Source organism: Kribbia dieselivorans NBRC 106261, assembly GCF_001552435.1.
GTDB classification, from domain to species: domain Bacteria; phylum Actinomycetota; class Actinomycetes; order Actinomycetales; family Dermatophilaceae; genus Kribbia; species Kribbia dieselivorans.
This window is the reverse complement of record NZ_BCRE01000114.1, coordinates 1-14747: the sequence shown is the minus strand read 5'-3', so window position 1 is coordinate 14747 and position 14747 is coordinate 1. Positions and strand designations below refer to the sequence as shown.

General features: G+C 68.1%; 16 protein-coding genes. 9 read left to right on the top strand and 7 right to left on the bottom strand.

The genetic code is table 11. The annotated features are described in order from the left end of the window. Positions 1-1145 (bottom strand): MMPL family transporter (locus tag KD1_RS10190; RefSeq protein WP_157073288.1); only part of this gene is annotated, 1145 nt, incomplete at its 3' end. A gap of 112 nt (positions 1146-1257) precedes the next feature. On the opposite strand from KD1_RS10190, the gene KD1_RS10185 reads away from it, so the two are divergent. The 4 genes from KD1_RS10185 to KD1_RS10170 all read left to right on the top strand — a co-directional run bounded on the left by KD1_RS10185 (position 1258) and on the right by KD1_RS10170 (position 4778). Continuing rightward, a complete protein-coding gene (locus KD1_RS10185; RefSeq protein WP_068401438.1) occupies positions 1258-1701 on the top strand; it encodes a MarR family winged helix-turn-helix transcriptional regulator in 444 nt (147 codons plus the stop codon). Between the two features lie 57 nt (positions 1702-1758). Next, positions 1759-2919: a flavodoxin-dependent (E)-4-hydroxy-3-methylbut-2-enyl-diphosphate synthase gene (gene ispG, locus KD1_RS10180; RefSeq protein WP_068401442.1), complete on the top strand. Its 1161-nt coding sequence runs from the start codon at positions 1759-1761 to the stop codon at positions 2917-2919. 106 nt (positions 2920-3025) lie between these two features. Continuing rightward, positions 3026-3871, top strand: a complete 846-nt coding sequence (locus KD1_RS10175; RefSeq protein WP_245627358.1) for a GNAT family N-acetyltransferase — start codon at positions 3026-3028, stop codon at positions 3869-3871. Positions 3872-3899: 28 nt separating this feature from the next. After that, positions 3900-4778: a GNAT family N-acetyltransferase gene (locus KD1_RS10170; protein WP_068401432.1), complete on the top strand. Its 879-nt coding sequence runs from the start codon at positions 3900-3902 to the stop codon at positions 4776-4778. 219 nt (positions 4779-4997) lie between these two features. Here the strand turns inward: KD1_RS10170 and KD1_RS10165 are convergent, their stop codons facing one another. Then, positions 4998-5330 (bottom strand): helix-turn-helix domain-containing protein, encoded by a 333-nt coding sequence (locus KD1_RS10165; RefSeq protein WP_068401429.1) that lies wholly within the window; start codon positions 5328-5330, stop codon positions 4998-5000. Between the two features lie 129 nt (positions 5331-5459). Between KD1_RS10165 and KD1_RS10160 the strand changes: the two genes are divergently transcribed. Next, the gene (locus tag KD1_RS10160) at positions 5460-6314 is read left to right on the top strand and encodes an SIR2 family NAD-dependent protein deacylase (RefSeq protein WP_083542354.1); all 855 of its coding nucleotides are present in this window, start codon (positions 5460-5462) and stop codon (positions 6312-6314) included. Positions 6315-6611: 297 nt separating this feature from the next. Further along, positions 6612-7046, top strand: coding sequence for a hypothetical protein (locus tag KD1_RS10155; protein WP_157073287.1), 435 nt, complete (start codon positions 6612-6614; stop codon positions 7044-7046). Positions 7047-7096: 50 nt separating this feature from the next. Here the strand turns inward: KD1_RS10155 and KD1_RS10150 are convergent, their stop codons facing one another. The 5 genes from KD1_RS10150 to KD1_RS16600 all read right to left on the bottom strand — a co-directional run bounded on the left by KD1_RS10150 (position 7097) and on the right by KD1_RS16600 (position 11056). Continuing rightward, positions 7097-8287: an ABC transporter permease gene (locus KD1_RS10150; RefSeq protein WP_157073286.1), complete on the bottom strand. Its 1191-nt coding sequence runs from the start codon at positions 8285-8287 to the stop codon at positions 7097-7099. Beyond that, positions 8284-8970 carry an ABC transporter ATP-binding protein gene (locus KD1_RS10145; protein WP_068401410.1) on the bottom strand — a complete coding sequence of 229 codons (687 nt, stop codon included), beginning with the start codon at positions 8968-8970 and terminating at the stop codon, positions 8284-8286. Before KD1_RS10145 ends, KD1_RS10150 begins: the two co-directional genes overlap by 4 nt. After that, the gene (locus tag KD1_RS10140; RefSeq protein ID WP_157073285.1) at positions 8967-10121 is read right to left on the bottom strand and encodes an efflux RND transporter periplasmic adaptor subunit; all 1155 of its coding nucleotides are present in this window, start codon (positions 10119-10121) and stop codon (positions 8967-8969) included. The genes KD1_RS10145 and KD1_RS10140 overlap by 4 nt, the downstream gene beginning before the upstream one ends. Then, complete coding sequence (locus KD1_RS10135; RefSeq protein ID WP_068401406.1) at positions 10118-10348, bottom strand: hypothetical protein; 231 nt, start codon at positions 10346-10348, stop codon at positions 10118-10120. The genes KD1_RS10140 and KD1_RS10135 overlap by 4 nt, the downstream gene beginning before the upstream one ends. Positions 10349-10414: 66 nt before the next feature. Continuing rightward, on the bottom strand, positions 10415-11056 hold the full coding sequence (locus KD1_RS16600) for a hypothetical protein (protein ID WP_157073284.1): 642 nt from the start codon (positions 11054-11056) through the stop codon (positions 10415-10417). A 1020-nt stretch (positions 11057-12076) separates the two neighbouring features. Here KD1_RS16600 and KD1_RS10125 point away from each other — a divergent pair. The 3 genes from KD1_RS10125 (at position 12077) to KD1_RS10115 (ending at position 14711) form a co-directional block, all read left to right on the top strand. Then, the gene (locus KD1_RS10125; RefSeq protein WP_083542353.1) at positions 12077-12796 is read left to right on the top strand and encodes an ATP-binding cassette domain-containing protein; all 720 of its coding nucleotides are present in this window, start codon (positions 12077-12079) and stop codon (positions 12794-12796) included. A gap of 77 nt (positions 12797-12873) precedes the next feature. Beyond that, entirely contained in the window at positions 12874-14082 is a 1209-nt protein-coding gene (locus KD1_RS10120) for a hypothetical protein (RefSeq protein WP_157073283.1), read from the top strand. Beyond that, positions 14070-14711, top strand: coding sequence for a hypothetical protein (locus KD1_RS10115; protein ID WP_068401396.1), 642 nt, complete (start codon positions 14070-14072; stop codon positions 14709-14711). Before KD1_RS10120 ends, KD1_RS10115 begins: the two co-directional genes overlap by 13 nt. Positions 14712-14747 lie beyond the last annotated feature (36 nt).

The following is a 14747-nucleotide window of genomic DNA, read 5'->3' as shown; positions in this document are numbered from 1 at the left end:
CCCGCGCGGATCTGGCTGATGCCGCCGGCGGCCAGCGCCAGGCCGGCGAGGCACACGGCCACGATGCCGACCGGACGGCGGGCGACGGCGTCCCCGACCCGGCGCCACACCGTGTGACCGTCGGCGAGGCTGGGCTGCCCGACCTGCGGGACCCGGGGCCAGAAGATCCACCGGCCGAAGACGACGAGCGCCGGCGGCAGCACGAACAGCGCGAACGCCGCGGCGGTCACCACCCCGACCGCGCACGCCAGACCCAGTCCGCGGGTGCTGGGGAAGGCCGAGAGCAGCAGGGTGAGCAGGCCGATGACGACGGTCGTGGCGCTGGCGACCACGGCCTCCGCAGTGCGGCTGACCGCATGCGCCATGGCGTCCCGCCGGTCGGCCGTGACGCGCAGCTCATCGCGATACCGCGAGATCAGCAGCAGGGCGTAGTCGGTGCCGGCGCCGAACACGAGCACGGAGAGGATGCCGATGGTCGACTCGTCCCACTGGACGTTGAAGGCGTTGAGCGTCCGGGTGGCCAGCACGGCCGCGAGCTGGTCGGCGACCCCGACGACGGCCAGCGGGATCAGCCAGAGCACCGGGCTGCGGTAGGTCAGGATGAGCAGGATGGCCACGACCGAGGCGGTGGCCCCCAGCAGGCGGAAGTTCGCCCCGTCGAACACCGCGGCGAGGTCGGCCTGGACGGCAGCCGGTCCGGTCACCGACGCGTCCAGCCCCGAGGGCAGGTCGGCCTTGGCTGCCGTGCGCAGTGCGGCCACGACCTCGGCGGACTGGGTCGCGTCCTGCGCGGACACCGGGACGACGATCGTCGCGGCCGTGCCGTCCTGCGCGATGGACGGTGGCGCGCCGACGGCTCCCGGCAGGCTGCGCGCGCGCTGGGCGATGACCGCGCGGTCCTGTGCCGTGAGTCGGCCGTCGCGACTGTAGAGCACCACGGCGGCAGACCCCGCAGCCTCGGGCAGGCGGGCCTGCATCTCGGCCGCGGCCCGGCTGTCGGAGTCCACGGGCAGCTGGGCCGTCGTCGTCGGGGGCAGCTCGCCCTGGCCCACCACCCCGATGACCACTCCAGCCCCCAGCAGGGCGGTCAGGGCGAACACGCCGGCGACCCACCGCCGCGTGATCAGCCGAAAGACGGCAACCATGTCGTGACCTCCGTTGATAGAATCTCAGGTTGTGATTCAGTTCATTGCTAAGTAGGTGAGTGATATTACGAGCGATCCCCCCTCGGAGGCAAGGCCGGCCTCCGCCCCGGACGTGACCTCCGTGGCGCCGGGCTACCAGCGTTCGTCGACCCTTGCCGCCCTGCAGGAGCTGACCGACATCGCCACCCTGCTGCCGCACGAGATCGCCCGGCAGGCCGGGCTCTCGACCTCCGAGCTGCATGCCCTGCGCCACCTGATGCGCGCGCCGATGGGCCCGGTCGACTTGGCCCGGGCGCTGGGAGTGACCTCGGCGGCCTCATCGGGGATCGTCGACCGTCTGGTGGCGCGCGGGCATGTCGAGCGGCGGGCGCACGCGGCGGACGGGCGGCGCACCGAGGTGCTCATCACCGACTCCGGGCGCCTGGAGGTCCTGCGGCGCATGGCGCCGATGTTCGCCGGTCTGGCCGCCCTCGACAACGCCCTCGACGACCGGGAGCGTGAGGTCGTCGAGCGCTACCTGCGCGGTGCCACGGCGGCCATGCGCTCGGCCATGTGACGGCCCGCGGCACCGGCGCTCAGAAGGCCTCCAGACGACGCGTGGATAATGGCGCGCATGACTGTCTCCCTCGGTATGCCCGCTGCTCCGCCCGAGGTGCTGGCCCCGCGCCGCCCGACCCGCACAATCAAGGTCGGTTCGGTCGAGGTCGGCGGCAACGCCCCGATCTCGGTCCAGTCCATGACCACGACGCTGACCGCCGACGTCAACGCCACGCTCCAGCAGATCGCCGAGCTCACCGCGGCCGGCTGCGACATCGTGCGCGTGGCCTGCCCCAGCCAGGACGACGCCGACGCCCTGCCCGAGATCGCCAAGCACTCGCAGATCCCGGTCATCGCCGACATTCACTTCCAGCCGAAGTACGTCTTCGCCGCGATCGACGCCGGCTGCGCGGCCGTGCGCGTCAACCCCGGCAACATCCGCAAGTTCGACGACCAGGTCGGCGAGATCGCCAAGCGCGCCAAGGCGGCGGGCGTGTCCCTGCGGATCGGCGTCAACGCCGGTTCGCTCGACAAGCGCCTGCTCGAGAAGTACGGCAAGGCCACCCCGGAGGCGCTCGTCGAGTCGGCCGTATGGGAGGCGAGCCTCTTCGAGGAGCACGACTTCCACGACTTCAAGATCTCGGTCAAGCACAACGACCCGGTCATCATGGTCAAGGCCTACGAGATGTTGGCGGAGCGCGGTGACTGGCCGTTGCACCTCGGCGTCACCGAGGCCGGTCCGGCCTTCCAGGGCACGATCAAGTCCGCCACCGCCTTCGGGGCCCTGCTCAGCAAGGGGATCGGTGACACGATCCGCGTCTCGCTCTCGGCCCCGCCGGTCGAGGAGGTCAAGGTGGGGCTGCAGATCCTGCAGAGCCTCAACCTACGTCAGCGCAAGCTCGAGATCGTCTCCTGCCCGTCGTGTGGCCGCGCCCAGGTCGACGTCTACACCTTGGCCGAGCAGGTCACCCAAGGCCTCGAGGGCCTGACCGTGCCGCTGCGCGTGGCCGTCATGGGCTGTGTCGTCAACGGTCCGGGGGAGGCCCGCGAGGCCGACCTCGGCGTGGCCTCCGGCAACGGCAAGGGCCAGATCTTCGTCAAGGGCGAGGTCATCAAGACCGTGCCGGAGTCGGCGATCGTGGAGACCCTCATCGAGGAGGCCATGCGCATCGCCGAGGAGATGGGCGAGCCGATCGACGAGGCGTCGGCCGGCACGCCAACGGTCTCGGTCGGCTGACACCTCGACGCTGCGCATGCGGGTCGCGGGTCGGATCGAGCCCGGTTTGGCTCCACCGTTGCCGTAGGTGCCCACGTCTGGGGCCGCGCGGGCCTAGGCTTGAAGGGTGTCCTTGCGTCAACGAACCGCGGTGCGTTCCCTGAGCCGCGACGAACTCGATATCGCGGTCGATCTCTGCGCGCTCGACCCGGCCGCGAATGTCTTCGTCGCCGCCCGGATCGCCGAGCAGGGGTGGCGGCGCTCCACGGCCGTGCTCGGCCACTATGCGGGAGGCGCGTTGACGAGCCTGTGCTGGACGGGTGCGAACGTCGTGCCGGTCCAGTCCGATCCCGACGCGCGGGCCGGCTTCGCCGAACGTCTGCGCCGGTACGGCAACCGTGCCGCGTCGCTGCTCGGCCCGCAGGAGGCCGTGCTCGATCTGTGGTCACGGCTGTCCTCCGCCTGGGGCCCGGCGCGTGCGATCCGCGGCCATCAACCGCTCATGGCCACCCGCACGCCTCCGTCGGTGCTCGGCATCCCCATCGACCCGCGCGTGCGCCCGGCGCGGATGGACGAGGTCGATCTCGTGCTCCCGGCGGCGGCGCACATGTTCACCCACGAGATCGGGTATCCGCCGTACACGACCAACAAGCGTGCCTATCGGCAGATCATCGAGGCGCTCGTCGCCCGCAACCGCACCTACGTCATCGTCGAGGGCGGAGAAGTGATCTTCAAGGCCGACATCGGATCCGTCGCCGTGGGCGCGGCCCAGGTCCAGGGCGTGTGGCTGGCCCCGCATCTGCGTGGACACGGGCTGTCGACCCCCGCGATGGCCGCCGTGACAGAATTGGCGATGCACGACTTCGCTCCGCTGATCACGCTGTACGTCAACGACTTCAACCTCAGCGCCCGTGCCCTGTACGAACGGATCGGGTTCACCGAGGTGGGAGCCTTCGCGACGGTACTCCTCTGACCCCCTGACAGATTGGCTCCCTTCGGCGATGTCCGAACTCGTCTGGTCCGCCCTGTCGGCGGAGGACCTGCCGCGCTTGATCGCCTTGGCACGGGCCTGCCTCGAGGCCGACGGCGGACTGCCCGATCTGGTCGACGAGGAGTACCTGCGTGCCCACTACGCCCACGCGACGAGCATCGGTGCCAGCGATCTCACCGGTGAGCTCGTTGCGGTGGCGGCCATCGGAGTCTCGTCGGAGGGGCTGCGGATCGGCACGGGCATGGTGCATCCGACCGCGCGGGGGCAGGGGCTGGGCGACGAACTGTTCAACTGGGCGCAGAACGAGGCGGCCGGGCGGTCGTTGTCCTTCGGCGTCGACAACGCCACCGAGGTGTCCGACGAGTTGTTCGCGCGCCGCGGCTACGACCGCACCTTCGCCGAGACGGTCATGCGCCACCCCCTCGGGTTCATCCCGCGGCGCGCCCGCCCTCGCGGGTTGGTGCGGTTGTCCTTCAGCGAGTACTCCGCGCCGCTGTTCCATCAGGCGTGGCGCGAGTCCTTCGCCGACCGCCCCGGGTTCACCGACCTCGACCTGACCACTTGGGCCGGCACACTGCGCTCCGATGCGGGTTTTCGGCCGCGTGACTCGAGTGTGTTGTTGCGCCGGAGCGGCCGGCCGGTCGCGTTCATCACGCTTTCGGGAGCGTGGATCGAGCAGACCGGCGTCGTGCCGGAGTATCGCGGGCGTGGGATCGCCGGTCACCTCGTCGCCCGCTCGTTGACGCGCTTGCGTCGCAGCGGCGAGCGGTCCGCGTGGCTGACCGTGTCGGTGGGCAACCCGGCGCGTGCCCTTTACGAGCGCCTCGGTTTCCAGGAGCACGGCACCCGCGCGGTCTACGCCACCGCGGAGGACGCCACGCGGGGCTGACCACGCATGAAGCGTCTCACCCGATGATGACTGCCGCCAAGGGTAAATGTTTCGCGCACAGGCCCACACGCTGTTGCTCTGTGCTGTCAAGTCGCGCTCTGCAACAGATGCAAGCCACGCCGCGGAAGATCTCGTTCGGCTGGTCGGGGTCGGCCTCCACCGGCCTGGTGACGTAGGCGTCCGAGAAGCGTGTTGGCGTCGAGGAAGAGGAGCGGAGACTCACTCACCGGATAGCTCGGCCTCGATGTCGGCCGCGGTTGCCTGGGCCATGCGGAGCAGCAGTTCATCGCTGAATCGCTCGTACTCCGGGAGAGTGATGCGGTGGTGGGTGCCGACCTTGATCGCCTTGAGATCGCCGTCGAGAATCCGGCGGCGCACTGTCGAGCGGGACATCCCCAGTCGCTTGGCGACATCGGCCGGGGTGAGCAGTTCGACGCGGCTTGAAAGGTCGACGACCTCGCCCTTGTCGCGGGCAGCGTCGAGGAACGCGCGTACCCGAGACCAGTCGTCATCGGTCAGATGCGAAGGGTTCACCGTGATCGTGTCGCTCATAGCACCAGCATACCCGCCATTGGACACTTAAGCGTGTTCATCTGTCCAATTGACCATTCTTCACTGGCCATTTGGCCGGACCCCCTCTTCGTTTGGTCTCGCTCCGGCATAGCAGGCAAGGTGGACCCCATGAGCGACGAGTACCCCGCGATGCAGGTACCGGCCGAGCCCATGCCGCCCGGGTACCAACCGTACGTTCCGCCGAACCCGGATGAGGTGGGCGTGGAGATCTCAGACGAGTTGGCGCAGGTCGTGCGCCACGCGCGCCGGATCGTCGTGCTGTCGGGGGCCGGGATGTCAGCCGAGTCGGGGGTTCCCACCTTCCGGGACGCGCAGAGCGGCCTGTGGGAACGGTTCGACCCGGCTTCGTTGGCCACCCAGTTTGCGTGGGACGACGATCCGGAGTTCGTGTGGGCCTGGTACGCGTGGCGCGTCGGGTTGGTGCGTCGGGTATGGCCGAATGCCGGACACCTGGCCATTGCGGCGTGGGGGCGTCGACGGGGCGTACAGGTCATCACCCAGAACGTCGACGACCTGCACGAACGCGCTGGCAGCACCGAGGTGGCCCACCTGCACGGATCGCTGTTCGCTTATCGCTGCGCCGAGTGCGGTCACCCGTACGACGCGGAGATCGAGGTGCCGGACGAGCCGGTCGAGCGACTGACCCCGCCGCGGTGCGAAGTCTGCGGTGCGTGGGTACGTCCGGGCGTCGTGTGGTTCGGTGAGTACCTGCCGCAGGAGGTCATGGAGGCGGCCACGACCATGATCGAATCGCTCGAGCCCGGTGACCTCGTGCTGTCCGTGGGGACCTCCGGGGTGGTCTACCCGGCGGCGGGGTTCCCGGCGATGGCGCGGGCAGCGGGTGCGACGACGGTGGAGATCAACCCCACCGAAACGGAGATCAGCGACCACTTCCATCACGTCATCCGCGACACCGCGGCACGGGCCCTGCCGGCGCTGGTGGCGCTCGTCGCGGCGGAGTGAATCCCAGTCAACGCGCATGGTTGAGGGTCCGGGGGGTGGGCAGTATTGTTTAAAGGGAAGCATTCGCATCGTTGAGACTCGGGGGACTGCGTGAGGCGCAAGAATGGGTGTGTCGGCTCAGAAGTGGGGGAACAGATGAGGAATTCACGCACGTTGACGCTGGCCGGACTGGCAGTTCTTGTCGTCGTGTCGGCTTGCGGCGCACAGACGTCGCCTCCCACGGAGTCCGCGGCTGTGGCTTCGTCAACGACGGCCGCGCCGGTTCGTTCGGTGAGTCGCGCATACTCTGTCGAGACGATGTCGGAGTTGGCCGCTCGAGCTGACTCCATCGTGGTGGGGACGTTGACGAGGAGCTTCATCGAGGAAGCTGCCGATGAAGAGGGCGTCTCGGATTTGGTTTCTCGCGTCGCCGACTTCAAGGTCTCGAAATGGTTGAAGGGCGATGGCCCAACCTCCATTCCGATCGCCGAACTCCAGTTGAATCTGGCGGAAGACGAGGCCGCCACTCTGGAAGGGGATGGCGATTACGTGCTCTTCCTGGAGAAGAACACCGTGCGCGGTGCTGTGAGGTACAACCTCGTCGGTGGGGTCGGTGCGTACCGTATCGGGGCCGATGGTGCCCTGAAGCGCACCGAGAAGGCCATGGATACCTTCCCCGCCTCGTATGGCTCCCTCTCGGAGCTGGATGTCGCCGTGGCCAAGGCACCCACGAAGTGGACCGAATTTCCCTGACGGAAGACCGTGGGCGGATTCTCATTGAGGTCGGGGCGCCGCCCCCGGCCTCAGTTGCGTCGGATGAACGTGATCGGGTCGACTCTGGCGGCGCGGGCCGCGGCGCCCATGCCGGCCAGCGCGCCGACGAGGGCCGCCAGTGGGGGCAGGCCGATCACCAAGCCCCAGGGCACGTAGGCCACGAGATCACGCCACGCCGCCACAGCGGTCAGACCGACGAGCCCAGCCGCCAGCCCGACCAGGCCTCCAACCGCGCCGATGACGCCGGCTTGAATCCCAACCTCGGTGAGCAACTGCGCTCCGCTCGCTCCCACGGACTTCTTGAGCGCATAGGCCGGCAGGTGCTCCACGACCGCGGAGTATTGCGCCAAGGCGACCATGAGGAAGCCGAGCAGAATGGCGATGGCTCCGACGTACCGCGCTCCGGTGGCGACGTCGGCGGTGACGGCGTCGAGCAGTGGTGCCGCATCGGGCACGGCACGCGCCTGCACGGTGTGCGGAGCCTCGGGCGACAGGAGGGTCGGCACCGCCGAAGCGAGGGTGTTGGCAGCTCCGGGGGGCGCGAATCCCGTCGTACGCACGGCCTCCGGGACACCACCCAGTCGCAGGGCCACCGTGTCGGGCAGGACGACCGAGAGCAGCAGATCGGGGCGGGACGCCGACGAGGCGATGACGCCACGAACGACCATCGGCTCACCCGCGACCGAAATGGTGTCGCCCAGTTGAAGGCCGTCTTGACGCATGAGACCGGTGCCGATGAACACGGCTCGGGTGGTGGTGAACAGGTCGTCCCACGAGCCGCCGGCCAGGGCGATGTCCTCGCGGGTCTCGACCGCGGGGGAGAGCGCCACGGTCGACCAGGCGGCCGGAGTCCTCGTGCCGAGCGTGTCCACGGCCGCGACCTCGACCTGAAGGCGCCAGGAGGTGAACGACTGGGCCAGACCGGCACCGGCCAGCGTGGCGTCGGCCTGCCGCCACGGCGTGTCACCGGGAGCGAAACCGCGGCTGAGATCGGTCTGGACCTCGTTGCTCGTCATCTGCCGCACGTGCTCGATCAGGGCGGACTCGTTCATCCCCTGAATCCCCATGAGCAGCACCTGCGCGGCCGCGGCAACCGCCACGCCCAAACCGGTCAGGAGGGTCTTCCACGGCTGCGCCCGAATCGGTCCCAGCGCCTCGTCGAGCAGGGGTGGGCGCGACGCTGTTCCGGGAACCCGTCGTACCCGCGGAGCCCGGTTCACGCCGCGACCCCGAGCGTGATCCGACCCTCGCTCACACCCCAGCGGGTGGGCGCACGCGAAGCCGCGCGCGGGTCGTGTGTCACCATCACCACGGCGGCTCCCTGACCGTGCACCGTGTCGATGATGTCGAGGACGGCATCGGCATTGGCGGCGTCCAACGAACCGGTGGGTTCGTCACACAGCAGCAGGCGGGGTCGAGTGACGACCGCGCGGGCCAACGTGACGCGCTGCCGCTGACCCCCGGAGAGTTGATTGGCCCGGCTGGCTGCAAGGTCCGCCAGCCCGACCAGTTCGAGGGCCGCCATGGCGGCGTCGGTGTGCTCGGCGCGCGGCACGCCGTGATAGATCAGCGGCAAGGTGACGTTCTCGAGCACGGTGCGGGCCTCGAGCAGATAGAACTCTTGGAAGACGAAGGCGATCCGGCGACGCAGTCGGGTCAGCGCCCGGTTGGAGGCCCGGGACAGGTCGGTCCCGGCGAACCACGCGCGGCCCGTGCTCGGGCGGTCGACCAGCCCGAGCAGGTTCAGTGCCGTGGTCTTGCCCGATCCGCTGGGCCCGGTGATGGCGATATGGGCGTCGTTGTCGATTCTCAGGGTTGTGGTGCTCAGCGCCTGGCTGTCTCGCCCGGGATAGGTCTTCGTGACGTCCTTCCACTCGATCAGCGGCTCCGCGGGCTCCGTCACGAAGTCTCCCGGCCGTCGCGAGGGGTGTTCGACACCTGACCGACCCGGACCTCGACGCGGTCACCGACAGCGAGGTCACCGGAGACGCGCGGAGTCACCACGACCCGTGCCCCGGCGCTCAGACCCGCCGTGACGGGGACCAGTCGGGAGTCGTCGCCGTCATGCACACGCACGCACGTCCCACCGTCCGGGCATGGCTCCAGGGCTGCGAGCGGCACGTGCAGCGACGTGGCGGGGGAGCGGCCGAGGGTGATCGTGGCGGTGCCCCCGCCTGCGTCGGGCAGCTTCTGCAGATCGCGATCGGAATGCGTGAAGGTGACGGTGGCGTCTCGCCCGCGAGTCAGGTCCTGCGGGTCGACCTCGCCGTCCGGTGGACCCGAATCCGCGTTCTTGCCGTCGCCGGTCGGCATGACGACCCGGTCGATCGTGCCGGAGATGGTCGTGCCGTCGTCGAATCGGATCCGGGCCGTGACCCCTGCTTTGAGCCGGCGCGCGGTGTTGGGGCCGACCGTGGCCGTCAGACCCGTGCTCTGCCCCGTGATGGTGATCGCCGGTTTGCCGTTGGGGATGGCCTCGCCGACCTGAGCGCTGGTGCTGCCGGCCCGGAGGGCGGCGACCCCACTGGGCACCATGACCAACTGCCAGGCTGCGACGGAGGTCATCGGCCGCTCCCGGGCGGCCAAGGCGGCCATCGCTGCGGCGGTACGGGTCGTGAACCGGTCCGACGTCGGATCGGTGTCCAGCCCGCACGCCCCCAACGAGGCGTTGAGCCGGAGCGCATCGGGGCCTCGGGTGCCCTGGCGAAGGTCGCGGTAGGGGCGAGTCTGGCCCGGGACGACGAACACCGGAGCGTCGTTGACCGTGAGGATCACTGTGCACTGGCCGACCGTCGACCCAGCCGACGGGGCAGGGGAGGTCAGCACCGCCACCCCACCGTCGCCGGTGGGGGTAATGGCGTGGCTCCACGGTGCGGTGATCTCGACCGGCATCGACACCGTGTCGGCCAATGCGCCCTTGTCGACCGTGGCCGTCACCGGTTGCGCCTGGGCGGTCACGACCGGTGGGGATCCCAGGCGAACGTGCCCCAACGCGAATCCGATGGACCCTGCCGCGACGACCGCCACGGCCGCCAGTGCCGCTCGGCCCCTCACGACCCGTCCACGATGCCGCGCGCGCGGTCGACGGCGGCGCGCTGCGCGGACACGGCGGCACCCAGGCTGATGCCTTCCTCGGCCTGCAGTCGCTCAGCCCGTTCGTCCAAGAGGCGGTCGCGAAGGTCGGCGATGCCGGTTTGGCGTTGGCAGGCCGCATCGATCGGCGCCAGTTGAGCGGCCAAACGGTCGGCATTGGCTCGTGTCTCGGTGCGGTACAGGGCCATCGCCTCATCGATGCCGTTCGACGCCTGGCTCGACAGGGGATAGCCGGCGTTGCTGACGCAGTCGGCCTACTGGTCCACCTTGCTCATGTAGGTGGGGTTGTCCAACAGGGAACTCATGGCCGCATCGCCGGTCACCTGGCGGCGGGCATGGCGGATGGCCATCGCACTCTCCACCGATCCGTACACGGCGGTCAGGGCGTCGGCCAGGCATCCGGTCGAGTTCATCGACACACTCTCGTCACCCGGAAGCAGAAGGGTGACCTCCGGTCCGTCACCCATCAGGGCGGTGGTCCACGCGTCACGGTCGGCGCCTGAAAGGCCCTCGAGCACCGCCTTGTTGGGGTCCGCTGGAGGCTGCTTGTCCACGTCACTGAGGCGATAGCCCGCAGCGATCTCATCTGGGCCGGGCACACTTGCGACGATCGGGTCCTCGACCACGGGGTTGAGGTGGTGCTCCCACCCAGCCGCGCGCATACACCGCTGCTGTTCCAACTCCTGGGCTTGGCGGAGGAAGTAGTCCTCTTCCGGAGTCAGGGCGACGGCGGCTCGATTCGTGGTGCCAGCAGGGGCATCACCGCCGACGGAGTTGACGGCGTCAGCCAACGACGTGGTGGGCGCCTGGGCGTTTGATTCCGGCTCGGGTGCCCCGCACGCGGTTGCGCCAACCGCCAGTGCACCGAGCAGTGCTGCTGCGGTAATCAGCCGCATGTGTTGTGCCACCAGTGGTTGGAAAATGCATTCCGCTGCGGAAACGAATAGCGCTCTCCACAGCCGGGAGCAATGGCCGAGGCGGGTGCTATGAGTCCTGCCCCTAGAATGGATGACGCCGCAAAGATTGATGTAATACGAATCGTGCTGATCACAGAGACTTCCCCAACTTCTCGATGCTCACGTATGCGCATGGCGGACAGTAGTCGAGGAAGGCTCGCCACCGCAAGTACTCGCGTTGACTCACCCTGGATGCCCGCGTGAGCGAGATCGTTAACTCATCGAAGGATGCCCGCGTGGGTGAGCATCGGGGGGTGTGGACGCCGGGCGACGCGACGGGCCATCAGCCTTGGGGTGAAGAGCCACTCATGCCTCCACCGTCGACGATGTCCATCGAGCCCGACAGGGCCATGGCTGTCCCGATCGACCACGCACTCACCCCACACTCAACGGCGAAGAGCCGGATTTCACCTTGACAAGTTTCGCAGTCCCGTTCAGGTGTCAAGACCGCCACTGTTCGGTATCGATTGGCCATGACAGGGTTGGTCCCGCAGCATTCTCAGTTCTGGTAATCTCAACGCACACAAAATTGCGGGGACTGGGAGACAGTTTATGAGTATGGGTAGTGTTCTTCGTTCTTCGGTGGTAACCGCGGCGGTGGTTGTCGCAATGCCAGCAGCCGCTTTTGGCGTTTCAGTCAGTTCTGGAGAGGGGCAGGGCTGGCAGACCGTGGCGACCAAGTACTCGAACGGGGCCAGCACCAACGGTGAACTGAGGTCGATCAACGGTAACCCGGTCTACTACCGAGGTCTGGTCGACTGGAAGCAGTTGACGTGCAGCGACAGCGACGTCGGTCGTTACACCTCCAATACAACCTCGATGAACAATGTCGGCCGAAACGGCCTGATCGCAACCGCGAGCGGTGCCTTCTGCTCTTCGCAAGGAGTGAAGAGCAGAGTGTGCCGAGACGTGAGTTTGCTCCCCGACCCCTGCGGCCCGTGGTCATCTCGGTTCTGACCCGTGCCTAAGGAGGTTCCGTATCTTGAGGTGGACAGAATCAGCGTCAATCGAGGACGGCGTGTCATCCTCACGGACTTCACCGCAGAGTTCGAGCGGGGCGTCACCTGCCTGCTCGGGAGCAACGGGGTCGGAAAGTCGACCCTCCTCGACGCACTCTTGGGAAGAGTTCCTGTTGGTTCCGGTCAGCTTCGCTGGTGGGGCCACCCGCTGACGCAACTCACCCGAGGCAGGCACCACCCGCGGGTGGGTTGGGTGCCGCAATCGGCTGGGCTGCCTGGTCGGATGACGCTGCTCCGATACCTCGACTACGCCATGTGGGCGCAGTCGGTTCCACATGATGCCCGGTGCGAGCGAGCAGAGGCTGCGCTGCAGGCGTGCAATCTGCAGAGTCACGTCGGGCGACGGCTCCAGGAGTTCTCGGGAGGCGAACGCCAGCGCGCTCTGCTCGCTGGGGTACTCACCGCCGACCCCGAAGTCTTGTTGCTCGACGAGCCGACAGTGGGCCTCGACCCCGTCCAGCGGAAGGACTTCCTGCACGCGATCCGAGCCACGCAGGCGGTCGTGATCCTGGCAACCCACATCCTTGATGACGTCCAACAAGCGGCGGACGCCGTCGTGGTCATGTCCGGATCGGGTCGTGTCACCCACTTGCGAGGGACTGACGCGCAATCCCTGAGCCATGACCACTTGACTGCTCTGATGGGTGAGAGTGCGCAGTGAGGCTCCGTCGCCTTCTGAAGCAGACTCCGCTGGCCAGGCCGTCGACAGGGGTTGCCGCACTAGTGTTGCTCGCGCTGGTGACCTTCGCCCCGTTCCTGTCTGACCCCGGCGCATGGTACGGCGCGACGTGGGCGTCTCTGGGCGCAGCGCTGTCAGCGGTGGCTCTTCTCTCCGCAGTCACCGCTGCCGTCAGTGGGTGGTTGAGTTCATCGACTCGACGTTGGAACTCCGGTCATCTGTTCATTCATCGGCGCTCCGAGAGGCGCGCCAGCGCGCTTTCTTCGGCTGCCCTGATGTGGGTGTCCTCATCGGTGGTACTTGGCCTTGTGATGGGTGCGGTTGCCTCGCTCTCCTTCACCCGTTTCTCACAATGGCCCGATCATTCCGTCCTCGTGGTCGCGCTCATGACCATCGGCGCTGTGGCGACCCTCGGGTTCTGGGCCGCTGCTGGTGCCCTGATCGGCTGCTGGGCACCTCCTGCCCTGGCTCCGCTCGTGTCGGGTCTCACCGCGATCATCCTCTGGTTCTTGGCGGCCTATTCGTTGGAGCCGACTCATCTGAGCTTCCTGGTGCTCACGGACGAGATGTGGGTCCAGCAGCGGCCAACGATCGCCCGAGCCCTCTGTCTGATGATGTTCTGGGCCGCTGCTGCCGCGGGGTGCTGGGCCCTGCTCCTCGGTCGAGGGCGCGTGGCTCGGGTTGCGGTCGTGACCTGGTCGGCAACCCTCGCTGCCGCAATGCTGGTGGACCTGTCGCCGAGACCGATCCCGGGCGCGGACGAGGCCACCTGCTTGGGCGAGTCCCCCACCGTGTGCACCGACCGCGCCTACGAGCCGGTGCTGGCCGACTACCGAAGCGACGTGATCTGGACGTTGGACCAACTCCCGGCTTATGCGCGAGATCCCATCACCGAAGTCACCAGCCGGCCCGACGCCTCGTCGGGGGCCCTCATCGTGGGGCCGGCCTACCGGAACAACGAGCCGGCCCTGCTGGTTGATCGCGAACTCCTTGCCGGAAGGCTCGGCGATGCCGCTCTCGCTCGCACCTGTCAGGCAAAGGACATGGGAGCACTTCTGGTGTGGTGGCGTCTCCACCTGGACCAGCCCATCGACCAGAAACGCTATCCGGGGGACATGGACTGGACCCAGCATGCCGAGCGTGACAGCGAGGTCGCGCGCGGGCGGGCGCTGCACGCGTTGCCACAGGCCGACCGGACCGCGTGGTTTACGACGAACGCCGCGCACCTCACGAGTTGTCGAATGGAACGCATCACGTGGCCGAGTTAGTGCGAATGACCATGCTGAGGCTCTCTGACCCGCGCTGGCTCGCGGCCCTCCTCGCGGGGGCGTTGCTCAACCCTCTCCTCATTCGCCTGAGTCTGCCGCCGGTGAACCCACAGGACCCCGCATCCTCCCGCGAGCTGGAACACCTCGGGATCTTCGCCGTCACCATCGTCGCAACGGTTCAGGTGGGCGGGCTTCAGGACTGCCTGGCCTGGATCAGCACCCCACACGTGCGTCGTGCGCGACAACTGAGAGCGACGAGGTTCGCACTCGCGACCGTTGTGGGGTTCGTGGGCCTGGGCCTGACTGCCTTGGCGCTGCCGGATGAGGCCCGAGCCGCCGACAGCATTCGGCTATGGCTGCTCATCTTCGGCATCGCCGCGCTCGTCGGCACCCTGACCCGCCTAGTGTGGGGACTGATGACGCCGCTGGCGCTCTCGATCATGCTGAGCTATCAGGGGTTCATCCCCTGGTCGATGAACCTGGCGCACAATCCGGCAGTGGCCAAGTACGCCTGGGTCATCGGCCTGTTCACGCTGACGACGGCCTGGGGTCTGTACAGCGTGCGTGGAAGCCGAGACGCTCGGCGCAACCATGTGGAGCGCATCACTGCGGGCCTCCTCGATACCTGACCTCGACGAGTCGGACTCTCTGGCCGCCGCGGCTTT

Bases quoted from the DNA above. Each gene is read 5' to 3' on its own strand.
- ispG (WP_068401442.1), top strand. From the start codon at position 1,759: ATGACTGTCTCCCTCGGTATGCCCGCTGCTCCGCCCGAGGTGCTGGCC.
- KD1_RS10170 (WP_068401432.1), top strand. From the start codon at position 3,900: ATGTCCGAACTCGTCTGGTCCGCCCTGTCGGCGGAGGACCTGCCGCGC.
- KD1_RS10165 (WP_068401429.1), bottom strand. From the start codon at position 5,330: ATGAGCGACACGATCACGGTGAACCCTTCGCATCTGACCGATGACGAC.
- KD1_RS10160 (WP_083542354.1), top strand. From the start codon at position 5,460: ATGAGCGACGAGTACCCCGCGATGCAGGTACCGGCCGAGCCCATGCCG.
- KD1_RS10155 (WP_157073287.1), top strand. From the start codon at position 6,612: ATGTCGGAGTTGGCCGCTCGAGCTGACTCCATCGTGGTGGGGACGTTG.
- KD1_RS10135 (WP_068401406.1), bottom strand. From the start codon at position 10,348: ATGGCCCTGTACCGCACCGAGACACGAGCCAATGCCGACCGTTTGGCC.
- KD1_RS16600 (WP_157073284.1), bottom strand. From the start codon at position 11,056: ATGCGGCTGATTACCGCAGCAGCACTGCTCGGTGCACTGGCGGTTGGC.